At 41.0% G+C, this 26,539-nt stretch carries 18 protein-coding genes and 1 tRNA gene; all 19 read right to left on the bottom strand.

What is annotated here, in order from left to right; translation table 11 throughout:
• Positions 1–189: 189 nt before the first annotated feature.
• The 19 genes from bglX to ESA94_RS04480 all read right to left on the bottom strand — a co-directional run bounded on the left by bglX (position 190) and on the right by ESA94_RS04480 (position 26,369).
• On the bottom strand, positions 190–2,478 hold the full coding sequence (bglX, locus tag ESA94_RS04390) for a beta-glucosidase BglX (protein ID WP_129129628.1): 2,289 nt from the start codon (positions 2,476–2,478) through the stop codon (positions 190–192).
• 12 nt (positions 2,479–2,490) lie between these two features.
• A complete protein-coding gene (locus tag ESA94_RS04395; RefSeq protein WP_129129629.1) occupies positions 2,491–3,156 on the bottom strand; it encodes a GDSL-type esterase/lipase family protein in 666 nt (221 codons plus the stop codon).
• 1 nt (position 3,157) lies between these two features.
• Positions 3,158–4,936, bottom strand: a complete 1,779-nt coding sequence (locus tag ESA94_RS04400) for a family 43 glycosylhydrolase (protein WP_129129630.1) — start codon at positions 4,934–4,936, stop codon at positions 3,158–3,160.
• A 34-nt stretch (positions 4,937–4,970) separates the two neighbouring features.
• Complete coding sequence (locus ESA94_RS04405) at positions 4,971–5,393, bottom strand: DoxX family protein (RefSeq protein ID WP_129129631.1); 423 nt, start codon at positions 5,391–5,393, stop codon at positions 4,971–4,973.
• A gap of 6 nt (positions 5,394–5,399) precedes the next feature.
• Positions 5,400–6,821, bottom strand: coding sequence for a glucoamylase family protein (locus ESA94_RS04410; RefSeq protein WP_129129632.1), 1,422 nt, complete (start codon positions 6,819–6,821; stop codon positions 5,400–5,402).
• Positions 6,822–6,898: 77 nt separating this feature from the next.
• Complete coding sequence (locus ESA94_RS04415) at positions 6,899–8,569, bottom strand: glucoamylase family protein (RefSeq protein ID WP_129129633.1); 1,671 nt, start codon at positions 8,567–8,569, stop codon at positions 6,899–6,901.
• Positions 8,570–8,596: 27 nt separating this feature from the next.
• Entirely contained in the window at positions 8,597–10,069 is a 1,473-nt protein-coding gene (locus ESA94_RS04420) for a glycoside hydrolase family 30 protein (protein ID WP_129129634.1), read from the bottom strand.
• A gap of 16 nt (positions 10,070–10,085) precedes the next feature.
• Positions 10,086–11,519: a glycoside hydrolase family 30 protein gene (locus ESA94_RS04425; protein ID WP_240670984.1), complete on the bottom strand. Its 1,434-nt coding sequence runs from the start codon at positions 11,517–11,519 to the stop codon at positions 10,086–10,088.
• 21 nt (positions 11,520–11,540) lie between these two features.
• Positions 11,541–14,843 carry a VCBS repeat-containing protein gene (locus ESA94_RS04430; RefSeq protein ID WP_129129635.1) on the bottom strand — a complete coding sequence of 1,101 codons (3,303 nt, stop codon included), beginning with the start codon at positions 14,841–14,843 and terminating at the stop codon, positions 11,541–11,543.
• Between the two features lie 103 nt (positions 14,844–14,946).
• Positions 14,947–15,804: a LamG domain-containing protein gene (locus ESA94_RS04435; RefSeq protein WP_129129636.1), complete on the bottom strand. Its 858-nt coding sequence runs from the start codon at positions 15,802–15,804 to the stop codon at positions 14,947–14,949.
• 45 nt (positions 15,805–15,849) lie between these two features.
• Positions 15,850–17,364, bottom strand: a complete 1,515-nt coding sequence (locus ESA94_RS04440; RefSeq protein ID WP_129129637.1) for a RagB/SusD family nutrient uptake outer membrane protein — start codon at positions 17,362–17,364, stop codon at positions 15,850–15,852.
• 52 nt (positions 17,365–17,416) lie between these two features.
• Positions 17,417–20,671 carry a TonB-dependent receptor gene (locus tag ESA94_RS04445; protein ID WP_164972646.1) on the bottom strand — a complete coding sequence of 1,085 codons (3,255 nt, stop codon included), beginning with the start codon at positions 20,669–20,671 and terminating at the stop codon, positions 17,417–17,419.
• A 240-nt stretch (positions 20,672–20,911) separates the two neighbouring features.
• Positions 20,912–22,030: a FecR family protein gene (locus ESA94_RS04450; protein WP_129129639.1), complete on the bottom strand. Its 1,119-nt coding sequence runs from the start codon at positions 22,028–22,030 to the stop codon at positions 20,912–20,914.
• 60 nt (positions 22,031–22,090) lie between these two features.
• Positions 22,091–22,666, bottom strand: a complete 576-nt coding sequence (locus ESA94_RS04455) for an RNA polymerase sigma-70 factor (RefSeq protein ID WP_164972647.1) — start codon at positions 22,664–22,666, stop codon at positions 22,091–22,093.
• 130 nt (positions 22,667–22,796) lie between these two features.
• Positions 22,797–23,081 (bottom strand): hypothetical protein, encoded by a 285-nt coding sequence (locus ESA94_RS04460; protein WP_129129641.1) that lies wholly within the window; start codon positions 23,079–23,081, stop codon positions 22,797–22,799.
• 46 nt (positions 23,082–23,127) lie between these two features.
• Positions 23,128–24,438, bottom strand: a complete 1,311-nt coding sequence (der, locus tag ESA94_RS04465; RefSeq protein ID WP_129129642.1) for a ribosome biogenesis GTPase Der — start codon at positions 24,436–24,438, stop codon at positions 23,128–23,130.
• Positions 24,439–24,513: 75 nt separating this feature from the next.
• Positions 24,514–25,386: a GTPase Era gene (gene era / locus ESA94_RS04470; protein WP_129129643.1), complete on the bottom strand. Its 873-nt coding sequence runs from the start codon at positions 25,384–25,386 to the stop codon at positions 24,514–24,516.
• Between the two features lie 73 nt (positions 25,387–25,459).
• Positions 25,460–25,531 (bottom strand) — tRNA-Met (locus ESA94_RS04475).
• 109 nt (positions 25,532–25,640) lie between these two features.
• Positions 25,641–26,369, bottom strand: a complete 729-nt coding sequence (locus tag ESA94_RS04480) for a head GIN domain-containing protein (protein WP_129129644.1) — start codon at positions 26,367–26,369, stop codon at positions 25,641–25,643.
• Between the last annotated feature and the right edge of the window lie 170 nt (positions 26,370–26,539).

Consider the following 26,539-nt stretch of genomic DNA (forward strand, 5'->3'; position numbering starts at 1 on the left):
AAATAAATGATGCGTGAAACACGCAGTTGGCTTGTTAAGATCATGGATACAGGATTTGGATAACATGAATATCGTTGATAAACACTGAACAGCCTTAATCTTCAGAAAAATTAAGTTGAAAATAAGTGCATACCCTTACAAACAAAAAATGCCGGACTACAAGCCCGGCATTTTTTTGTAGAGTAGCTACTACTTACTCCAATTCAGCTTGGCCATCTTCACATCACGTGAATTACCGCCAATCATGATCTGAAATTCACCCGGCTCCCAATCATACTTGAGATCGTAATTGTAAAACCTGAGATCGTTTGGAGAAATATTGAAAGTTACTGTTTTGCTTTCGCCAGCTTTCAATTCAACTTTCTGAAAACCTTTTAACTCTTTTACCGGTCTTGTTACAGAACCCACCACATCACGAATATAAAGCTGTACCACTTCTTTACCGGTAACAGCACCCGTGTTTGTAAGTGTAACACTTGCTGCAATGGTTTGATTGCCTTTAGGAGAAGCGTTGCTGATCTTTACATCACTATAGCTGAAGTTGGTATAACTCAAGCCATAGCCAAACGGATACAATGCATCATTACTAACATCTAAATAATTGCTGCGGAATTTTTGAAACCATTGTCCGTCTGGCAACGGACGACCGGTGTTCTTATGATTATAAAACAAAGGCACCTGCCCGATATTCTGCGGAAAGGTCATGGTTAATTTACCGGAAGGATTTACATCGCCAAACAACACATCAGCCACTGCATAACCTGCTTCACTTCCGCCAAACCATACATTCAGTATTGCAGGAACATTTTGCTGCTCCCATGTTAATGCCAACGGACGACCGGTAAACAATACCAACACAACAGGCTTGCCTGTTTTTAATAATGCTTTCAACAAATCTTTTTGCGCCTGTGGAATTTCTATATTACTTCTGCTGGATGACTCACCACTCATCTCTGCACTTTCGCCCAACACTGCTAATACCACATCACTCTGGTTAGCGATGGCAACAGCTTCATTGATCATTTCTTCAGGCGAACGTTTATCTCTGCCAATGCCTTTACCAAACATCGTTGCCCTGTCTTCAAATGCTTCATCATAATCAAGGTTACTTCCTTTTGCATACAGGAACTTTACTTTGTCGCCTGCTACTTCAGTTAAACCGGTTAATACAGCTGTTGCTTTATCAAACTCTGCTGCAACACTCCATGTGCCCGGCATGTTGCGTTTATCGTTTGCCAATGGACCAATTACTGCAACCGTACCGCTCTTCTTTAACGGCAGTACATTGTTTTGATTTTTCAGCAACACAAAACTTTGTGCCGCTGTTGATCTTGCTATCTTGCGATGAGCCGTAGTAAATATTTCTGTTTTTGCACGCTCTTCATTGCAGTAACGATACGGATCATCAAACAAACCAAGTTTGTATTTCGCTTCAAGAATTCTTCTGCAGGCTGCATCGATCATCTGCATGGTTACTTTTCCTTCTTTCAGTGATTGTTTGAGTGTAGTTAAAAAACCTTCGCCCACCATATCCATATCAATACCTGCATTCAATGCTCTGCCGGAAACTGTTTGCAAATTACCCAAACCATGATCCATCATTTCGTTAATGCCTGTATAATCGGTAACAAGAAACCCTTTAAAGCCCCATTGCCTGCGCAATACATCTGTTAATAACCATTTGTTGGCTGTTGCAGGAATACCATCAATTTCATTGAACGATGCCATTACACTTCCCACACCTGCATCAACGGCAGCCTGGTATGGATAAAAATATTCGTTGTACATCCGGTAACGACTCATATCGGTAGTGTTGTAATCACGACCGGCTTCTGCTGCACCATACAATGCAAAATGTTTTACACAACTCATGATGGTGTTGTTGAGCGAAAGATCTTTTCCCTGGTAACCACGCACCATTGCTTTTGCAATTTGTCCACCGAGATAAGGATCTTCACCATTGCCTTCCGATACACGGCCCCATCGAGGATCACGTGTAAGATCTACCATAGGTGAAAATGTCCAGTTGATGCCATCGGCACTTGCTTCAATGGCAGCAATGCGTGCACTTTGTTCAATCAATTGCATATCCCAACAGGCGCTTAAACCCAATGGAATAGGAAACACCGTTTGATAACCATGTATTACATCCATGCCAAAAAGCAAAGGAATTTTTAAACGTGTTTCTTCTACTGCTACTTTTTGTACTGCTTTAATTTTGGCAACAGATTTAATATTGAAAAGTCCGCCCACTTTTCCTTCTTTGATCTTTTTACCAATGTCGGAATTACCAGCCTGCCCGGTAACAATATCACCGGAGCCCGGTAAGTTCAACTGCCCGATCTTTTCATCCACTGTCATCTTCTTCATCAATGCATCGATGAAGATTTTCATCTTTGCATCATTCGTTTGCTGGGCGTGCAGCTGTAAAGCACACATCAAAAACAAACCAACAAGCAAGCTGTTTACAATTTTCATAACCTGTTTTTATTATTTAAGTAATACCTTTTCCAGTTTTGTTTTCCAGATAGCGTAGCCTTTTGCATTCATGTGCAAACTGTCTTCTTTAAAAATATCCGGCATAGGTTCGCCTGATGCAGTAAGCATCGCACTATACACATCAACAAACTTTGTATTGGGCTTCGTGCTGAGGAAAGCCTGTATCCGTTTATTCCCTTCTTTATATTTCTCCAGCAAATGCAGGCGACTTGGGCTTGGCTTCATCGACACATAAGCAACAGGTACTGTTTTATATTTTGCACGGATAAAGTTGAACAATGTTGTAAACCGTTGCACGACCAACTCTACTGTTACTGTATCGCTCGATGCAAAATCATTTTCGCCGCAATAGATCACAATCTGTTTGGGTTGATAAGGAAAGACAACATCATAACGGTAACGGATCACATCAGCCAAAGTGCTGCCACCAAATGCTCGGTTTAAAATTTTACGATCGGGAAAATAATCCTGCACATCTTTCCACAATGTAAAAGATGAACTGCCGATCAATAATATTTGGTTCGATGCAGGAAATGCAGCACTATCAGCGGCTTTAAATTTCTGCACTTCGTTCCAAAAAGGAAACGGCTCTTTGTTTTGTGCGTTTGTTACAAGCAGAACAAAGAGTAACAACATACTAACTAAACCTTTCTTCATATTATTCAACTTTCATTACGGGTGAACGTTCGCTTACACCGTTTTCATTAACGGCTTCTATGCTATAGTAATACGTTTTTAATGCATCCATCGCCTTCATCCAGTATTCATTATTGGCATGCACCATTATACTCGTGTATAATTTATCCGGATGTGTACCATAGTAAATATTATACGCAAATGCATTATCAACCGGCTTCCATTTTATAAACGCACTGCGTTTATCTTTTTCTGTACGCAATACAATAAATCCTTTAACGACATCGGGCTTTGCGCCATTTCCATTACCAAACACACGCAAACCACTGATTGCAAATTTACCGGTGGGCATGTGTATATTCTCCACTTTTATAAACCGTGCCTGTATTGATTTTTCCAATTCAACATATTCGTGTGGCACATCGGTTTTGTTTGCACTCTTATCAACCAATGCATTCCATTTCTTTCCATCAACTGAATAATACATTTTGTATTGATGATATTGATCGTTCCACTTGCCCAACCTGTTTTGCTCTACATCCTGATCGGCATAATTGATCTGCACCGCATTTACAGTTGATACATTTCCCAAATCGGTTTGTATCCATTCTCCTTTGTTGCCTGTTGCTGCACTCCAGTATGTTTTGATCAACTCATCAGCAGCATTGTTTGCAACATAATTACCAAGTGTTGAAGAAACCTGTACAGGTTTGTTATAGTTGAGCAACATCCAACCGGTGAAGTAAGGCGACTTACCATCTTTCCCATAATTCGATCCATCAACATTAGCAGATGGAATATAATGCGGATAATCGCCAAAGGTTGTGTTGCAAAACATGTTGCCATCTTTATCAAAACCGGTTGGCCAAATGCCGAGCCTGCGTTCAAATGTGTTCTTCACCGATAACACTGTTGTTGATACATGCCAGTACTGACCAAACTTATCCTGAAACGTTGCACCATGTCCTGCACCACGCACAAAACCTCCCAGCTTAATACTTAAAGGATCGCTTTGTGCTTCGAAATAATCTAACGGACCATTGCCAACCAACAAACCATCAGCATAACCACTGAACTCTGTGCCCGGTGCACCATATTGCAAATAATATTTTCCGTTGTGCTTGGTCATGTGGCTTCCTTCAATAAACGGATCAAGAAATGTATTATCCATGTGTTCGCCAAAACGCTGCCAGCCAAAACGCCAGGGTTCGAGCAAATACATTTCCTTTCTTGTGCCAATGGGCTGCATCGTTTTCCTGTTAAGTTCAATACCATACATAGGAAATTTGTTACTGCTGCCATTGTACATGTACAAACGTCCATCATCATCGGTAAAGAATGAAGGATCCCATCCGCCTATATCAAAGGAATCGACCAATGGCTTCCATTCATTTGCTTTTGGGTTTGTACTCATCCAGATGCTGAACTGTCTTGTATAAGTTGAGCCAAAGACAATCATCGTATCACCAATAATACCAACTGCAGGTGCGCACAATTCATCGTATGCTTTATTCCACGGACGTAAAAACTTTCTTGATACAAATTTCCAGTTAAGCATATCGCTGCTATGCCAATAACCCCATTGGTTGGTACTGAATAAATAGTAATCGCCTTTATACGTAACAATTACCGGATCGGCCGTTGCACGATGCCTGCCCCATTCGCTGAAGTTGGGAATGGGTGTATAACCATAATCGATATTAATGGGATTGCAATATGTACGTTGTTGTGCATGCAGCTGCAGCACGAAAACGAAAACTGCTGCCAGCACGATGATCTTTTTCTTACAGAAGTTATTCATTGCAAAAACTTTTCTGATTTGAATAAACAAAAAATTAATAGCGTCTCTTTTGTTTAAAAAGAGCCGCATCTATACTTAAAGTTCCGGGACCGGAAAACAAAAACAGGAAAGCGATCAATACAAACAGAAAAGGATGCTGATCATTATACCATACAATTCCGTTTCCTAAAACAAATGCGATGTAACCAAGTGTTCCGATTGTAAGTAATGATGCCACTCGTGTAAACAAACCCAACACAAACAATACACCTGCAATTAATTCTGCTGCTTTACCTGCATATACCAATACCTTTCCGTTACCGGCTTGTTTAAAATTATCCCAGGCGAGATACACATTCATTTTGGCCGTATCAAACAACTCCCATCCATGATAAATAAGAAACAGCCCAACAATAATACGCACCAATGTTAACCCCGCATTGTATGCAAATGGCTCAGCTGAAAAGAATTTCTTCATACAAGTTTATTTTATATACGGCGATGTAAATCCCAGCTTCTTCAATCCGTTCTGCACATCGGGTATCTTCATAAATAACTTCCACAACAACCCCGTTCTGTAATTTTCAATCATCACAATAATTGGTCCCTGGTCAATTGCCAAATGGCTTTTTGCATACCAGTTATGATGAATACTGAAACCATCTACAAAACCATATTTGCTCCAGATCTTATTCCCCAGTTCATAATAGAAATAACGCAATGCCTCCATGCTTTCTTTCGGTGTGTAAGGCATCGATGAAATGGCAGCAGTAGGTTGAATTACTCCACGATCGTTTTCCGGACTATGGGCAACGTAACCTTTATAACTGTCGCCTGCAGTTAAACCCCAGCATTTATCAGAATATCCTTTGAATTTATTTGGATTCTCTACGCAGTAAGCACGATTGATGAGTGTGTGATGTTTACCCTGCAGAAAATAATCGTTGCCCAACGAATCTTTCAATCCATTCGGATCAATACCCTGGAATGTATATTGTTCAAAGAATAACGGACCTCCTCTGTCTTTATCGTAATTACCTAACGGTAAAACATAGCCGTAATACGCTCTGCCGTTTTTAAATCCTGTACTTCCTGTCCATGTACCATCGTACACCGATTTTTTAATGCCTTTGTATGGCGATGACGCCGCCATGATGTAGGTGATCAAACATTCGTTCCAGCCCCATACCGGAAAGTTCATATCAAACCCATTGTTCGGACTCCAATGCCAGTATAATTTATTTTCGCCGTTGGTATGCCAGTTCCAGTTAGCAGCACCCCACATCTGGTTAATACGTTTACGCAAATAAATTTCTCTTGCTGTTTCTTTATTGAAGTATTCTCTTGCACAGAGAAAACCCATGAGCAGGTAAGATGTTTCTACAATATCCGCACCATCATCCAATCGATCGAATCTGATTGTTTTACCTGTACGTCCGTTCATGAAATGCGGATAGATACCATGATAACAATCAGCATTGATGAGAAAATCGGCGATCTGTATCAAGCGACGCACAGCCGTATCTCTTCCAATCCATCCACGTTCTACCGCAACGATCGTACTCATAATACCAAAGCCGGTGCCACCAATCGCACCTGCATCTTTTCCAAACTCTGTTTTACTGAAATTAGGCTCATCCCATGCTTCGTTAATGTAATCCCAGTAATGTTCTGCTTTTACGCTGTTGCTTCGTTCCGGTGCCAACCCGCTGTAAGGATGTGCGCCATGCCAGAAAAAACGAAAGGTTTGTTTTTGTACTGTTTCCAATAGCTGTTCATCTGATAATTCTTTGATGACACCAACAGGCGCAATGCTGTCGGGACCATCGCCATACTTTCCTTTTTTGAGCGACTGCGAAAAGCTGTTCAGTGAAATGAATAACAGTAAAATACCAATCACTTTCATGCTGATTCTGTTGTTTAAACCATTTATAAAGGTGTGTGACGTTTGCGACGTCCTGACACCGTCAATAATCATCCGCTTTACAAATAAGGTGCACTAAATCCAAGCGAACGCATCCCATTCTTTACTTCCGGGCAGCTGGTAAATAAACTCCACAACAACCCGCTCCGGTGGTTTTCAATCATTACAATGATCGGCCCCTGATCGATAGCAAGGAACGATGAAGCAAACCATGTTTGTTTCAAGGAGAAGGCATCAATAAATCCATACTCTTTAAACAACTTATCGCCCATTACATAATAAAAGAATTTCAACGCCTTCATACTTTCTGTTGGCGTATAAGCCATTGATGAGATGGCTGCTGTTGGTGCAATTACACTCACATCGTTCGAAGGAGAGCTTGCCGTATAACCGTTCGGTATATCGCTTGCTGTTAATCCCCAGATGGAGTCGCTGTAACCGTAATTACCATTCGGATTTGTTACGCAGTATTGATAATTGATGCGTGAATGATTTTTTGTTTGCGTTTCATAATTCGCATACGCATCAACCAACCCGTTTGGATTAATGCCCATAAAGGAATAATGCGAAAGAAATAACGGTCCGCCGTAAGCGCTGCCCAATGGTAATGTAATATTGTAATACTGCGCTCCATTTACAAAACCTGCTGCGCCGTTTCTTGCCCAGCCATTATCGTACACTGTTTTCGGAATGCCATACGTTGCAGATGAAGCAGCAAGAACATAGGTAATTAAACATTCGTTCCAGCCACGTATGGGCAAATTCATATCCCATGCATAATTCGGACTCCAGTGCCAGTACAATTGCTGTTCATTATTTTTTCGAAACCAACTCCATTCAACCGCATTGTACAATGCTGTAATATCATTCCGCAGATTTGTTTCTGCCGCATCCACTACGTTAAAGTATTGTCTTGCTGTTAACAGTCCCATCATCAGCAATGATGTTTCAACCAGATCTGCGCCATCATCCTTTGCACTAAACGCAATAACGTTACCGGTGTTGCCATTTAACCAATGCGGAAAAGCACCATGAAACTTTTGCGCTTTTGTTTTTAAAAACTCAACAATGGTTTGCATACGCTGCAAGCCTTGTGCTCTTGTAATAAAATTGCGATTGATACCTGTTACAATAGCCATTGCTCCAAAACCGGAGCCGCCGGAAGTAACAAGATCACCTGAAGTGTTACGCTCTCTTGCCAGGCCACTTGTTGCATGTGCAAAATCCCAGAAGTATTTAAAGGTTTGTTGCTGCACTTTGGTAAGCAATTCATCATCTGTTATTGCAGGAAACTTTCTTGATGAATCGATCTGCGTAATAAAACTGTTGTCAACGGTGCCGATAAAATTTCCACCACTTGCCGATTGCAACCCGTCAATCAATTTAAACTGGTAACGGGCAACACTTGCCAATGCAGCTGTTGGTTGTACAATCAAAACCGAATCATTGTTCTGTAAACTGGTGGTGATTGCAGTTTCTACTCCTGTTGCCGTATACAGTTTAACAGCTGTTGTAACAGTTGATTGTTTCAACGGCTGCGAAAATTGCAAACGAATTACGGGCTGCAGATTTACGCCATACAGCAATGCATTAAAATCAACAGCGTTTAACTTAATTGATTTAAGTGTTACCTGCTTTGGAGGTTCCGGCGCAGGTGGCGTTGATTTCTTTTTACAGCCGATGATGAGCAGTAAAAAAAGAAGCAAGCTATGTCGTACACTAATTTTCATAACCGTTATGCAGCAAAAACCGTTCTTTTATTGAATAAGATAGGTGTTGATGGAATGTGCCAATGCTTTTGTTGTGGCTGCTTTACCATTGATCCATAACATAAAATCTGTTGGCTTATCGCTTTGATTCATTACCACCACGGCAATACTTCCATCTGGGTTCTGAAATGCAGTTGATAACAACTGGCTGCGGCTTGGTGCAGCAGTAATGCGTTTTGCACCGGGCTGTATGAATTTTGAAAAATGGCCAATGTAGTAATAAGCATTGGTGTAAATGAGTTCACCTGTACGTGTATCAGCATGTACAGGTGCAAAACAGAAATTCTTTACATGATTAGGGCCACCCGTTTCATCGAGCAGAATATTCCAATCGGTGAACCCTGTCATACCATTATTAAAATCGTTGATCATGCTGCGGCCATAACGCTCGCCCCATTTCCATTGATGAATGTTTTCCATTTTAAACGGACCGTTGCAACCTTCGGTAAACAGAATCGGCACATCTGGAAATGATTCATGTACACGACCAAGATTATCAAACATCTGATCGCCACCACTCCAGTCTTCGTACCAATGCAAACCAATACCCCACGCATATTTCTTTACTTCCGGATCGGAAAAGTATGTGCTTGCACGTTGATAAATAAGATCCCGGTTATGATCCCACATAATAATTTTCTTTTCCTTCAATCCTTCTTTTTCCATTGTTGGACCGAGATGCTTCATCAGGAAATTCTTTTCTTCCTCAGCCGTATAAATACAACTCTCCCATATTTGTTTGGCCATAGGTTCGTTCTGGATACTGATGCCCCATACAGGAATACCATCGGCTTCATACGCTTTAATAAATTTTGTATAATACAATGCCCAGCTATCTGCAAACTCTTCTTTTAGTTTACCTCCGTGTAACATATCATTGTTATCCTTCATCCACGATGGCGGGCTCCACGGACTTGCAAACAAATTCAAACTTCCACCTGCTGCCTGCATGGCCGCTTTGATCATTGGAATTTTAAATTTCTGATCGTGTTCAATGTTAAACGATTTTAATTCTTTATCGCCGTCCTGTACATAGGTGTACATATCGCTGCTGAAATCGCAACTGTTGATGTTGGTACGTGCAATGGTATAGCCAATACCTTTCTGCTTATCGAAATGTGCTGTTAAAAACTCCTGCTGTTTTTCTTTGGAAAGTTTAGCAAACACTTCTGCTGATGCATCGGTCAATGCAGCACCAACGCCCATGTACGATTGAAATGTTTTACCGGGGTCAACAAACACCATGATCTCGTTTTCGAATGGCTGCCCCTTTTCTGCAAACGTTAATGTATCGTTGAGCGATAAACGCAGATCGCTACTGTCGGCAGTTGAATACACCAATACTTTTTTGCCATCGGTTGAATAAGTACTTGCAGCTGTTGTTGCCTGCTTATCGTTTTCTGTAGTTGTTGTACATGCTGCAAACAAACAGGTTGCTGCAACAAATAATAGTCTGTTCATAATCGTAGTTTTATTGTTACCAAACATAAGTTGCCACAGCACCTGCAGGCAAACTTGTATTTGCATTACTTCCTTTGTATTTAATGTTGAAGCGAAGTGTGCTTGCACCATCATTAAGTGCGATCAACACTTTCTTTCCATCGTTTCTTAAAAATGCTACAGTGTAAAGATTACCTGTTTGCGTACTGGCAATACGCTTTGCACCTGTGGGTACAAACTTCGATGCATGACCGATAATGTAATACGATACGTTGCGGATAACGCCGCCATCCAATGTTACAGCACCTTTACATTGGTCGCAACCACCAGGTGTATGCGGATTGTAACTGCCATCATTCGCAAGGTTCCAGTTGAGCGCAACCTTACTCCAGTTACGCATAGTACCGATGATCACATTACGTACATGCCATTTCAAATCGCCATCGAAACTGCCACCTGCACCTGTCCACTGTTCGGTGAAATATAAATTCTTATCAGGATGCGCATCACGCACAGTTGACATTGCGGCTACATCGCCTGCATACAGATGAAATGCAGAACCATCGATAAATGGTTTTGCTGCAGCATCGTTGAGCACTGCAATTGGATAATCGGGACGATCGCAGTTATGATCGTACAATACAATTTTAGTTGTAATGCCCGCTGTTTGAAAAGCAGGACCTAAATGATTCTTGATAAAATCAGCTTGTTCTGCAGCATTCATCAACATACTCGGATTATTGCCACCATGCAGAGGCTCATTTTGTATTGTAACCGCATCAACAGTAATACCCTTTGCTTTCATTGCCTGTATATACTTTACAAAGTATTGTGCATACACACTGTAATACTGTGTTTTTAACCGGCCACCTACTGTGTTGTTATTATCTTTCATCCATACAGGTGCACTCCAGGGTGTTGCCATGATCCTGATGTTTGGATTGATGGCCAATATCTGTTGCAACAATGGAATTACATCTACCGTATCCTGCGCCAGCGAAAACTTACTGAGCGTAATATCGGTTTCGCCATTGGGCAGATCATTATAGCTGTACACTTTTGTACTGAGATCTGTTGCACCCATACCAATGCGTAAATAGTTTACAGCAATGGCATTATCTGCAGCACTAAACAATTCCTGCAACAGGTTATTCTTTGCAGCAGCGTTGTATTTGTTGATGAGATAAGCACTTCCTTCGGTGAACGTATAACCAAATCCATCAACCGTTTGAAAAGTTTGGGCACTGTCCACATCAATGGTTAATACAGCTGTACCACCGTTGTTAAATGTAAACGCAGGTTGTTTTTGCAATAACGATGTTTGACTGCCTGTTGTAAGCCACCAGTTTACTTCTGCACCGGGAGTATTGGGTGTACCGCCACCACCTTTGCGTTTGTCGCAATTAAAACTTAACGACATAATTGCAAGCAAAACCAAAATACTTTTCATTGTACCAAGATGTTTCATCATTATTCGATCTGTTTATAGTTGTTATTTCATTGTTTGCAATTCGCCAATACTTTTCATAAATACAAGCGATTGATTGTTTCGTGCAATTGCTAAAATTTTATTACCACCTGTAGTACGTATCCATTGCATATCTCTTACTTCACCTTTAATTTGTTGTAACGATGCATATACAGCCGATTGATCGTTAGTGAACGAAAACAGCGAAGGATACAATGCATCATATCTTCCCTCGTAAGGAATAACGCCATAAAAATTACCTGCAGCGATATAACTTCCACCTGCACTTACCGTTGCAAAGCTCATTACCGGCGCAAGCTGCAATTCGCTGTTAAGATCGTAGCGCTTAAATGCTCCTTTACCATCGTTAATAAATACTGAGCTGCTGAGCACTTCTGCTTTCAACTCTTTATAATCTTTAAACAGATCGTACAAAATATACTGCACTGTTTTTCCTGCAACTTCACCATAAGTGAGGTATGCTTTTTTTAATATCGGTAACGGACGCTCAAGCTCATCCTTCGCTAAAAACGGGAACTCTTCGCCTTTAATGGTATAAGCCAGTATCTGTTCGGTTGTGCCATTGTTATCAAAATCCTTTACATACAGTTTTAACGGACCATCCTTACGCTCCCATAGTTTAGAATTATGCCCCCAGTTGCCTGCAAGTACATCTGCAAAGCCGTCGTTGTTTACATCTGCAACGGTAATATGTTGCCACATACCTGTTGATGCAGGTACATCTGCTGCAGTAAACTTTCCCTTGTTGTTGATGAAAACTTTCAACGGCATCCACTCTCCTGTTACCAGCAAGTCGGACCAGCCATCGTTATTAATATCTGTAAACGCTGCATCGGTTACAATACCTACTGCTGTAAGATCGATCTGCTGCATGGATGCCAATGCAAATTTTGCGTTGCCATCATTTAAGTAGAGATAAGATGGTTTAAGCATACCATAACCAGTAGGGCTTCCCATATTACCGATAAAGAAATCCATATCACCATCATGATCCACATCAGCAACCGTTACACAGGATTTACTTTCATATTGTATTGTGAAAGCATCGCTCTTTCTTGTGAAATTTCCCTTTCCATCGTTGAGGTATAAACGATCGGCCATATCGCCTGCGTGTTTTGGCAACTGGTTACCTCCGCTAACAACCAACAGGTCCGGTGTTTTGTTTCCATCAGCATCAAAAAATACGGCATCCACATCTTCGCATCCTGCATCTTTTTCAAACAAGGAACTATTGGTGGATTGAAAACTTCCGTTTGCATGCTGTATCATTAATGCACCGGGTTGATCTTTTGCAGCACATACATAAAAATCATCGAGCCCATCGCCGTTTATATCGGCTACTGCAAGCTTTGGTCCTCTTGTACTTTGTGCATGCGGAATGAGGTATTGCACATTAAAATCAACAAAATCGTTTTCGGCATGTTTCCAGTTACACGCAATTTCATTAGTAACGTCTTTAAAATACGGAGCCGGTGTTCCAAAAAATAAATCGTATTGAAATGCACCTGTTGCATCTTTTTGCGCAACCGTAAGCTGCTTGTTTATTGCAGGATTTTTAATGGTTTGATATTGTTGATTTGGCCAGACAATTACAACCGAATCGACTGCTGCAATACTATCGAGTCCAAAATGCAAACGGGGTTCTACTGCCGATTGGAAACCTCTTGTTGACATCAGTTGCTGATACTGCATCCCTGCCTTTGTAAACAGGTACACTTTTGCAGCAATACCAAAACGATTTAAACTATCGCCTTGCAATTGCAGTGTGAGATAACTCTTTGTCGTTGTTTCGTTTTTCAACACTGTTGCCGGTGCATTAATATTATTGGTAACAATGTCCAGATCGCCATCGTTATCAAAATCGGCATAAGCAGCGCCATTGAAATAACCTTTCATGTTTGCGGTGCCCCACGCAACACTTACATCGGCAAACGAATGCCCATTGCTATTTTTAAAGAAGAAAGGATGACTGCTTCCATCAGGCATCTTCGCAATGGTTTCATCATCGTATTTATCTGTACCATCCAACCCTTTGTTCATCTGCATGGAAGAAACAAAGCGGATGTAATCAAGATCAACAGGGCGTTTTACAATACCGCTGCTGATGAAAAGATCTTTCTTTCCATCATTATCAAAATCGGCAAACAAAGGACTCCAGCTCCAGTCGGTTGCAGATACGCCGGCCATTAAGCCAACTTCGCTGAAGTTGATACCGCTGCCGTTATTCCGTTGCAAGCAGTTGCGGGAATATTGATGCTGGTAACCGTTCAGTTCCAGTTTTACTTTGTAAATATCAGGGTTCTCATCACTGCCGTAAGTCTTTACTGTTTTTTCATCGGGTGGCAGCATATCAACTGTAATTACATCGGGCTGACCATCGTTGTTATAATCGGCAATATCGTTGCCCATACTGAAGCGGCTGTAATGTGCAAAATGCATTGCACCGCTTTCGCTGAAGGTTCCGTTTTTATTGTTAAGGTAGTAGTAATCGTTTTCATGAAAATCGTTGCCGATGTATACATCTTCCCAGCCATCGTTGTTCATATCGGCTACGCTTAATCCCAATCCATAAGATAAATTGGATTGATAAATACCTGCTTCTGCAGTAACATCGGTAAACTTCTGTTCGCCTCTGTTCAATTCATTTCTGAACAAACGACTGCCGCTGATGCTGTCTTTCTTATTCCGGTTAACTGTATCAACAATATTCGCATGTGGTTGTTTGGAGTGATTGATGAGAAAGCAATCGAGATCACCGTCTTTATCGTAATCGAAAAAAGCAGCTTGTGTTGATAAGCCGGAAAAATCGAGACCATATGCATTTGATTGTTCGGTAAATTTTCCATTGCCTTTGTTAATGAATAATTCGTTGTGGCCTTTCAGATCGTTAAACTTTGCAACAGCAGATACATAAATATCCAGCAGTCCATCGCCGTTAACGTCGGCCAGGGTTACACCACTGCACCAATCGTTGCTGCCTGCAACACCGGCTGCATTTGTAATATCTTCAAATTGAAAATTGCCTTTGTTGAGATAAAGTTTGTTGTTGCCCTTTGTGTTGGCGGTGAAATAAATATCAGTTAGCCCATCGTTATTGATATCGCCTGTTGCAACGCCTCCACCATTGTAGAAATAGAGGTAATATAGAATATTGAGGTGCGGTTTATTTTCGAGTTTATTTTCAAAAGCTATTCCTGTTGCAGCAGCATCTAACTGCTTAAACAGGGGTTTGTTTTCCTTACAGGAAAAAAAGGCGCCGCATAAAAACAGTGTTGCTAAGAAATGTACGTTTCGTAATAAACACATAACCCAAACGAAAACTAAAGAGATGAAAGAAAATGGAGTTGTTTAAAAAGGGCCGCATAAATATGCAGCCCCATTTTTGATTATGACCTAAAAACGACTGCTTCTATAATTTACCTGTAAACAGGGCAGTAATTTCAGCTTGCGTAAGAACTGTGCTGTACATACGAACCTGGTCGATGCCTCCTTTAAATGTAGAAGACAGCCAATCGTTTGAATCGTAGTTTGTACCCGGACCAGCACCAACACGCATTTCTGTAATCTTCGACGCATCAAACACTACACCACCATGTGTGCCCCATGCACGTGTTTTCGAATTTGCAACCCCATCAATATATAGCGTCATTATACTGTTTGTGCTGTTATAAGTTAACACTATGTGGTGCCAGTTATTATCCAGTAAACCAGGAATGGAGCTTGTATTTGAATTTTCCCAGGTAAACCAGCTGTCCGACGTTTTATCGGCAACCATTACCTTCACCTGGCCCGCAGCATTATCACCTTCAAGAAACACCAGCAGGCTTGAACCTGACCAATGACCTGTACTTGCTTTAAAGCTCATCAGGTATTCAGGGCCGTTAGTGCCGGCATTGTTTTTTGTTTGGCCGTTACGTTTAAACCAACAGGAAATTGTGAAGCTTCTCGATATATCTGCCCAATCGTTTGGCTTTGCATATTTCACAAACTTCTTATTCTCACCTTGCACAGCCTTTCCGTTTACACCTGCTATTGATGTTAATGGATTTTCTGATGCAAAGTTTGCACGAATACTATCCACCGCATTCATTAACGGGTTAGTTGTTGTGCCATCAAATGCAACATAAAACTTCAACGGGCCTCCCGGAGGGTTTGTATCTTTTGGATAGTTGCTGTAACCCGGGCGATTCATTTTCTGACAAGCCGAGAGGAGGAGCATTGACGCCAACGCTCCTTTAAATATGATTTTAAACTTTTTTATACGCATACAATTATTTTTTTAAGAATGAATGTTACTGCTAACAATCATCGATTAATAATCGGGATTTTGAATAAGCACACCATTCGATGCATCAATTGCAGCCTGTGGTATTGGGTAATAACGATGCTTGTTCTGATATCCCTGTGGAGCTAATACTGTTGTTGCAAGGTTCCAGCGAACAAGATCAAAGAAACGTTCTCCATCCAATGCCATTTCAAAACGGCGTTCGTCCTGTATAATGGTACGCATTGCAGCCTGTGTTGTAAAACTTATATTGCCCAACCCTGCTCTTGTTCTAACCTGGTTTACATATGTAACTGCCAGTGTTTGATTACCTGCTCCACCTGCTTCGTTAGCAGCTTCAGCAGCCATCAGCAACACATCGGCATAACGAAGAACCTTTTGGTTTCTCCAACCTGCCTGGCGTTGCCCTTTTGAAGTTTGTGTTGCAGGATTCGGATACACTTTTTTGTTCCAGTATGCACGGGGTATAACTGTAGGAAATGCAGGTAATGTACGGCCATATACTCCATCGCTTTGTCCGGAGAAAAGAATTGTACCGTCTTTACGTTTATCGCCGGGAGCATATGCATTTACAAGATTTGCAGTTGGCGTGTTCCAACCCCAACCAAGGTCCCATTCTGCTGCACCACGCACACCCTGGCAAATTGCAAACCAGGAGAAAGGTTCGCTGCTTCCTGCATATTGTGGTCCCTGATCGGCCTGGATTTCAAAAATTGATTCGAGGTTATTTTCACCTTCGTCACCAAAGGTTTTAAAATAATCATCTGCCAATCCATAACGGCCCGATGAAATGATGTTCTGGCACAATGCCAATGCTTCGCTCCACTGACTGCGGTACATTAATGTTTTTGCACGCAATGCTTTTGCAGCATAATTGGTTAAACGGCCGGGGAAACGGCTGTTACCACTTGCATTTTTCCAATCGTCGGGTAAGCTTGCAATTGCTGCCTGCAAGTCTGCATCGATCAATGCATAAATTTCGGCAACGCTTGCTTTTGGTTTTCTTGCATCTGCAGGGTTGTAAATACGGAAGTCGATCTTTGGAACCTGTCCGTATGTACGCACCATATCAAAGTAAGCCATTGCACGGAAGAATTTCGCTTCACCGATATTGATCTGATCGGCAGGGCTGTTGAGCTTTAATGAATCGGCGATCTGCAATGCTGTATTTGCCAATGCAATTAATGTATAATGCTGATCCCAGTAAATAGTAGCACTCCAGTGATCTTTTACATATTGGAAATTATCGTGTATCAATTCCCAATCGGCACCATCGGCAGGGCTGCTTCCTTTTTCCGAATCATCAGAACGGAAGTTGTGCAGCGCCATCCAGGGAATACCACCAAAAGCCTGGCCTGCAACATCACCATTGCGGATAGCACCATACATACCATATATCTGTCCTTCCAAACCACCCTGGTTTAAATCGTCGAGTGTGGTTTGTAATGGCTTGCGATCAAGAAATTTTGAACACCCTGAGAACATCAAGAGCGTGGACGCACCTATCAGAAACATCCACAGAAATTGTTTGATTGTACGCATAGGTTCTTATTTAAATATTAGAATAAAGTTTATCGTTACAAATAGTTATCATCTAAAAATTAACGTTAATGCCACCTGTGAATATTACAGGAATAGGGCCATTACCGTTATCAATACCGAACTGTGTTGGCGAACCACCAAACTCCGGTGTATAACCTGAATTGCGTTTAAACGTTTTCAGATTTTGTGCGTTCACGAAAATGCGGAAGCTCTTGATATGCACAGTACGCAGTTTTTCAGGGCTGAAATTGTAACCTAACTGTACGTTTCTTATACGGAAGAAGCTTCCATCTTCAACACCATACGTTGATGGCAGGCGGTTGATGGGTCGGCTTGATACTGCCGGCTCCCAGTTTGATGTACCATCACCTGTCCAACGGTTTAAGCGGAAAGTTGGATAATTGAAACGTGTAAACGGTAATTCAGAACTACCCCAGTAGCGATAAATTTCATTACCATATACACCTTGAAAATCTACACCTGCATCAAACCCTTTGTATTTAAAGTTGGCAGATAAGCCATACATAAAATCAGGCGTTGGGTTACCGATCATTGTACGATCACTAGCATCGATTTTACCATCACCATTTACATCTTTGTATTTCAGATCGCCGGGTTGGTAATCGTAACCAACAACAGTAGGCGATGCAAGTTTATCTGCATAGCTCTGGTAAACACCTTCAACAACGTAACCATAGAAATAACCGATAGGAAAACCTTTCTCTGTTACACTCGGACGTTCTTCACCGGCAGTTAATTTACCACCCGATGGAAGATCGATCACTTCGTTATTGAATGTTGTAATGTTACCGCTGAGTGTAAGCGTTGCATCTTTCGACAATTGTTGTGTCCAGCTTGATGTTACTTCAATACCCTGATTTCTTACTTTACCGATGTTGCCTAAACGACTGCCGGTTAAGCTTGAAAATTCAAATGCCAGCAGATCGTTTGTAGTTCTTACATAATAAGAAGCTTCAACGTATAAACGGTTATTGAGTGCATATAATTCAAATCCAGCTTCTGATGCACGGATGCGTTCCCAGTTAAGATCACGATCAGGCTCGTAGCTTCTTGCATAAGAAGGCAACAACAGATCGCCAAATACTGCAGAGTTACCTGCAACAATGTTTGGATACGCAGGATATGCAAGCCCCAATGTATTCTGCACACCTAATGTACCTGTTGATGCTTTAATTTTCAGGAAGTCGATCACCTTCACATCATTCATGAACGATTCTTTGGTTACTTCCCAAGCAGCACCTACTGAGAAGAAGTTATTCCATTCGTTGTTCGGGAATGCAGAAGAACCATCCCGACGGAAAGAAGCGTTCAGTAAATATTTTCCGCCGTAGTTGTACAACACCCTTCCGAGGAAGGCTGCATTTGCACGATCCCACTGGCTTGATGATACACGTAGTGTTGCAGGATCGCCCAAGCCATTGCTTACATACCAGAAGCGTGGATCATCAGGAATAGGATCACCTGTTGGCGACTGACGAACAGAACCAAACAAGCCTCTGTATTTTTCTTCGAACGTTGTAAAACCTGCTGTTGCTGTAACACCATGTTCGCCAAAGTTTTTGCGGAAGGTTAATACATGATCCTGCTGGAATTTGCTCCAACGTTCGTTGTTCTGTGTTACAGATGTTAACGAGTTTGCAGGAACAAATGTTGAATCGATAACGGGGTTGTAACGTGCAATCAACGGATTGTAGTTTCTCGATTCAAGGTTCGACATATCGGCATAGAATGTAGAACGGAAGGTGAAGTTGCGCAGGAAGTTGATCTCGGTATAAACGCTACCAACATTGCGGTATTCAACACGTTTCTCTTTATCCCATTTGCTTTCGAGATTCATTACCGGGTTAGAAATCTGTCCGCCCTGTACAGCAAGGTCGTAGAATGTACCTTCTGCATTTGTTACAGGAGTAATGGGCAAAATTCTTCTTGCATCAAACAACAAACCATTTGCCTGGCTAAAAGGCAAACGCTGACGCATGCTGTTTAATGTAAACCCTACTTTAATGTTTTTCGAAATTTTTAATTCGTCGTTAATGTTGATGAACATTTTGGTTAAGCGTTCGTGTTTTACCACGCCTTCGTCAATAGCATAACCAATGCCCATGTAAAATTTGTTTTTCTCTGTACTTGCAGTAACACTTAAGTTATTGGTGTTGAAGAATGCCGTACGTGTCATTGCTTCGATCCAATCTGTGTTACCTGTCCATGGTGTGTAATCAAAACGTTGATTGGTTGGAACGCCGTTGTTGGCTTGTTCTTCATCGTACAATGTTTTGAAACCATTTGCATCAACCATGTCAATACGGTCAACCAGGCGTTTTACACCTGCAGTTGAACTGAAGTTGATGTTGAGCTGACCTGCTTTTGCTTTTTTAGTTGTAATTACGATTGCCCCTGTTGCTCCACGAATACCGAAGATGGCAAGTGAAGAAGGATCTTTCAACACTTCAATCGATTCAATATCGTTGGGATTTAAAAAGTCGATATTGTCATTGAAGATTCCATCCACAACATAAAGCGGACGAACCTGTCCGAAGCTGGATGTACCACGCAGGCGGATATCGGGTTGTGCACCGGGCGTACCACTGTTTACAATGTACAAACCTGCAACACGACCTTGCAAAGAAGATATCGGGTTTATGTTTGGTTTATCTGCAATGTCTTTACCACTTACTTTGGTAATTGATCCTGTAAGATCACGCTTGCTTGCAGCACCATAACCAATAACAACTACTTCGTCCATACGGCGTGTAGCCTGTTCGAGTTTAACATTAACCACTTGCTGGTTATTTACATTTATTTCTGTTGTATTGTAACCAATAGCAGAAATTACCAGCACTGCATTTTCGGGAACAGTTAATGCGAAGTTTCCGTTCATATCGGTAACGGTACCACGTGATGTACCTTTTACTGTAATGGAAACAGCACCTAATCCTTCACCTGCTTCGTTAGTGATTTTACCTGTAATACGCAGGTCTTTCTCATCTGGATTTGATGAACGGATTGCAACAAGATTGTTATCGAGCTGAAGATAAGTGAGCGTTGTACCTGCAAAAAGTTGCCTTAAAACATCATTAATGCTGAGGTTTATAAAATCAACCGATACTTTTTGCTTCAGGTCTTTTAATTTGGAATTGTACAAAAACCTGAAATCACCCTGCCGTTGAATACTGTTGAGAACAGTAGCAATTTCCGTGTCCTTGGTTTTTAATGTTACTGTTTGGGCAGTAAGTCCTGCTGTAGCCTGAAACGTACACAATACAGCAAGCAAAATTGTTAGTTTCATAATCAATAGCGGCTTTTTTAAGGCATGGGTCGCCCTAGCAATCGAAGTCCTTTTTTTCATACTTTTAAGCTTTGGTAGTATAAATAAGGAAACCGTTTTGTTTCTTACATAGCAAGCGGTCTCCGGTTTAAAAGAAAGTGTACTACTTGCGGGGAATGCGCCAACATTTCCCGCTTTTGTTTCCAACACTTTCTCAGGTAGAGTTTTGAAGTTGGGTCATAATCAGTTGCAGTTTAGGTTTTAATAAATAATAACAGTTTTACCTTCTATTTTATACCTGAAGTTGCTGGCAAAACGCAATGCATCCAATGCCTGCTGTAAAGTTTCTTTCGAAAAATCGCCACGCAATTCTTCCATTTCCAGTTCCTGGTTTTTGAAAATGATCTTTACATCGTACCAGCGTTCCATTTTCTTAGCAATCTCTGCAAAGCTTTCATCTTCAAAAGCCAGCTTGTTTCTTATCCACGATGTTTCAACTGCCAGTGTATCGTTTTTCGGATAGGTTAAATGAGTAATGGCAATAATGGGCAGATTAATATCTTTTTTGTTTGCGGCTAATGAAGATTTAGCTACAGTTTGTTCTTCGTTGAGCAATACCAGTTTTTGGTTTGGCTTCAACAAATATTTTTCACCGGGACGGTTCTTTACAAATACTTCTACACTACCCTGCACCAGACTTGTTTCAACGGTTTTATCTTCAGGGTATGCCTTTACATTAAACTTTGTACCTAACACTTTTACATCAATGGTTGATGTATGAATAATAAAAGGACGGGCGGGATTTTTTACCACATCAAAAAAAGCTTCGCCGGTTAAATGTACTTCTCTGTTGCCCGCATCATTTATTTTCGAATAATCAAGTTTACTTCCGGCATTTAACCATACCGTTGAACCATCGGGTAGTTTAAAGCTTGTGTTTTTGCCGTTAGGCATTACTACAACTTTCGGCTCTGCTTTCGCTGTTTCTGTATTTGCCGATCCGGTTGCAGCATTTTTTCTGTTTACCAGCGGAATAATTGCTGCTGTTACAATTACGGCCACCATTACCGCAGCAAAAACCTTGCGCTTATTACGTTTAAAGAAAGAAAGTTGCAACAGCTCCTCCGATTCAACCATGTCGTCGAGATGTTTTGGCTCAACGCCGAGTTTTTTCATCTTTTCAATATGCAGGAGATAAGTTGCTTCGAGATATTCCTTGTCGGGCTGATTATTTTGCATCCATACTTGCTCAAGAGCCTCCATTTCGTATTGAAGCGATGGGTGATCTTCGATGTAAAGCTGTAGCTCCATCAGTTCATCCTGACTTGCTTCACCGGTTAATTTACGGGAATATAAATGCCAAACTTTTTCTTTGCTCATGAGTTGTTACTGATAAGGAGTAGAAAATGGAAAAAATCCCCTAAAAGGATTTCAACTTTTTTATTTTTTTTTGCGGAGCGGTTCGCTGATGGCGGTGGCCAGCTTTTTCAATGCTATTGCCAGTTGATTGTCAACTGTTTTTACGGAGATATTGAGCAGCGATGCAATATCCTTGTATTTCATCCGGTCTTCCTTGGCCAGTTTTAAAATAAGCCTTGCTTTGTTCGGAAGGTTGTTGATAGCGGTTTCAATTTTAGTAACCGTTTCTGTAGAAAGCATCCGTTCTTCGGGGCTTTGGTATAACGAATCCACCTCTACATTTATACTGTCTAAAGAAATGGTTGCATCTTTATTCAGCTGACGGGCTTTACGCACTGCATTGTTTTTCACTGCTACAAAAATGTACAGCTTTAAATCGTCGATCTGGTTAAGCTTTGCACGATCGTTCCAGATAGAAATAAATACATCGGAAACAATTTCTTCAGCATTTTCTTTGGATTGCAGAATACCTTCGGCAAAATGTGTAAGGGATTGAAATAACAGAAAGAACAGCTCTTTGTAAGCAGCCTCATCTTCGTAAACAGCGATCCTTCGCTGAAGATCTTTAATGCTCTTATGCGTTTTTTTATGTGGCAAAAACCAATACTTGAACTGTAAAATAATTTTATTTCTTAGTAATTTCCAAATGATCTTTATCAGCGATCTTCCTAAAATAAAAAACGGGAGCAGTTAACTGCTCCCGTTTTATGCTGTTTTACTTCTTAAATTACTCTTGTTTTACTTTCTCTTTCACTTCGTTTGCCGCCTCTTTAATTTTTTCGCCGGCTTTCTTTACATCGGCTTTTACAGGCTCAATTACATGCTTCTTCAAAGTATCAGCAAGTTTATCGCCTTTGCTTTGCATGGTATCTATCACTTCGTTCATACCTTCCTGCGCTTTATCAATTACGCCGCTGTCGGCTCCTGCTTTTTCGTTATCCGACTTTTGTTCGTTGCTGCCACATGCTGTTAAAAAAGAAGCAGCCATTAAAACCAATACTAATCTTTTCATGTGTTGTATGTTTTATTATAAGTTTAGGATAACGCAAAAACCGTTCTTATTTTTTACGGAAGAACAAACGCATCGGCGTTCCTTTAAAATTAAACGCTGCCCTTAACTGATTTTCCAGATAATTCTTGTACGATTGTTTTACATCATCGGGATGGTTACAGAAAAATGCAAACGATGGAACCGGCGTAGGCAACTGTGTTGCATACTTAATACTAATGGGCATACCACGTACCACCGGCGGATGATAAGCATTAATGGCTTTCTGCAGCACTTCGTTAAGGTCGGATGTTGAAATTTTACGCAGCCTGTTTTCCACTACCTGTAATGCAGCTTCAATACCCTGCATCAGCCTGGTTTTTTCTTTTGCAGATACGAACAGGATCGGCACATCGTTAAACGGAGCAAGACGTTGCTTTAATTCTTTTTCGTAATCACGTGCAGTATTGGTTTCTTTCTGAATAAGATCCCACTTGTTCACCAACACCACAATGCCTTTGCCTTTTTTTACAGCAAGCGAATAAATATTGAGGTCCTGTTGCGATATTCCTTTTTCTGCATCGAGCAAAAGCAAACATACATCTGCCTCATCCATTGCACGAATAGCACGGATCACCGAATAAAACTCCAGATCTTCATTCACTTTTGTTTTACGACGGATACCTGCAGTATCAATAAGAATAAATTCTTTGTTGAAGAGATTATAATGTGTGTGGATAGTGTCCCTTGTTGTGCCTGCAATATCACTTACAATGGTACGCTCCTCACCAAGCAAAGCATTCAACATAGATGATTTACCAACATTCGGCTGACCGATGATGGCAATTTTCGGAATGGTTGATGTTTCTGCCTCTGCCTGTTCTTCGGGTATTAAAGCACTAACTGCATCAAGTAATTCACCTGTGCCGCTACCCGTCATACTGCTGAGGAAAAAGATATGATCAAAGCCGAGTGCATAAAATTCACTCGCCTCCAATAAGCGTTCGTGATTATCAACTTTGTTAATTGCTAAGAAAACAGGCTTAGTGGTACGGCGCAGCAGATCAGTCATCGACTCATCCAGATCAGTAATGCCCGAAGCAGCATCGCACATAAATATCACCGCATTTGCTTCATCCAATGCAATACGCACCTGCTTGCGAATTTCTGTTTCAAATACATCATCACTGCCTGCAACAAATCCACCTGTATCAATCAGGTTAAATGTTTTTCCGTTCCAGTCGGCAATACCATATTGGCGGTCTCTTGTTACACCGCTAACATCATCCACAATCGCTTTGCGTTGTTGCAATAAACGATTAAAGAATGTACTCTTTCCTACATTGGGTCTGCCCACAATTGCTACCGTAAAACCTGCCATAATAAAACAAATAAAGTCGGCAAAAGTACAGAAATAAAAGAGAAAGCGGGGTGTGTTATTGAAAACGACTGTTTCTTAGCCGTTATAGCCATACTCCTTCAGGAAAAGATCGGTATCACGCCATTTAGGCCGCACTTTAATAAACAGCTCAAGAAAAACTTTCGAATCAACAAATTTTTCAATTTCTGCTCGGGCCATTGAACCCAGCTTTTTGATCATTACGCCTTTGTTGCCCAGCAAAATAGCTTTCTGCGTTTCCCGCTGTACAATGATATCGGCCGATATTTTAATGAGTGTATTTTTTTCCTGAAAGGCCGTTACAATCACTGTTGTGTGGTAAGGTATTTCGTCAGAGAAAAGTTCGAAAATTTTTTCCCTGATGAGTTCGGCAACAAAAAAGCGGGTGCTGAGATCCGTTAGCTGATCTTCTTCAAAATAAGGCTCACCTTCGGGCAACAACGGCAATATGTGGTTGATGAATTGTTTTTTGTTGATGCCGGATAATGCCGAAACTGTAATTGCTTTTTTGCAGTAGAGTTTACTTTCGAAATATTGTTTTGCTTCTTCCAGTTTGGCCTTATCAACCGTATCCAGTTTATTCAGCACAACAATGGAAGGCACTTTCAACTTAAGCGATGCAAACAACTCATCATTTTCCTGCCAGTTATCTTTTACATCAACAAGCAACAGTGCAACATCTGCATCTTCCAATGCACTTTTTACACTCATCATCATTTTCTCCTGCAATTTATATTTAGGATCAATGATGCCAGGTGTATCAGACAAGATCACCTGGTAATCGGCTGTTGTAAGAATACCTTTAATGCGATGCCTTGTTGTTTGCACTTTCGGCGAAACAATCGCAAGCTTCTCGCCCAGCAAAGCATTCATCAATGTGCTTTTACCTGCGTTAGGTTTACCAAATATGTTTACAAAGCCAACTTTCATACAATACTTCTTGTTGCAAGCTACATGCTATTAGCTGAAAAAGAAAATCCCCCGCATTTGCGAGGGACTTTTGTTGCGAAGGGGAGGATCGAACTCCCGACCTTCGGGTTATGAGCCCGACGAGCTACCGCTGCTCTACTTCGCGGAATGGAGTGCAAATGTAAGGCGAAACAGATTACCTCCCAAAAGAAAAAAGAAAAAGACAGAAATAATTTCTGTCTTTTTCTTTTTCATCGTTGATAATTATCGAAAACTTATTTGGTACGTTTCTTTAAACTGGATGCTCCGCTTGTTTTAAAATCACTCACAGAAGCTGTTCCTTTATATTGCACATCGCTTGCGCCACTTGCATTTACTTTTAAATCGTTATTTACCGTTACAAAAATATCTGACGCACCCGATGCTACTGCTCTGCAATTATCTGCAACCAATTCAAAGCAATTAAAATCACTTGCGCCGTTTACATCAACATCTAAGTTTTTTACAGAACCCGACAGTTTAGAATCGGATGCACCACTTTGATCGATATTCATACTTTCGTATGCAACTGCACCTTTTAAGCTTGAAGCGCCGCTTAAGTTTACTTTTAGATTGGTTCCTTTTAAAACACCATCAATCTTTACATCGGTAGCACCACTGATGTCAAGCTTGTCGATGTTCTTTACAGAAATATAAGCCCGAAGTTTTTTGTTTTCACTATTCCACTTCCATACACCTTCATTATCGTAGGTAATACGTAAAATACCATCCACCACTTCTGTTTTAATTCGGCTGCGGTATTTTTCTTCGCTGGCGCTAACCACTACTGCCTCCTCGTTGCCTTGTTTAATAATTACATCAAATGCACTGGATACCCGAATACCATGAAAGGAACTTACTTTACGGGGCTCGGCATTTTTATCGTTAATAACGGTTACATCCTGCGCAGCAGCAAAACCGGTTGCAAAAATGGCCAATACAATGAAGCTGAATACTTTTTTCATGATCAAAAATTTTTAGATAAGGTTTAATGGTTGATGAAAAATGAGTGCATCCTCTGTTACAACCGGCTACAGGATCTTTGTTTTCTGCTGCATACTGCCCGAAAACCAGGTTGTAACCGCTGTTGTATAGAAGTTGTACGAAAGATGTTATGAAAATGTTACAGCAAACC

It is taken from the genome of Lacibacter luteus (assembly GCF_004118265.1).
GTDB lineage: Bacteria > Bacteroidota > Bacteroidia > Chitinophagales > Chitinophagaceae > Lacibacter > Lacibacter luteus.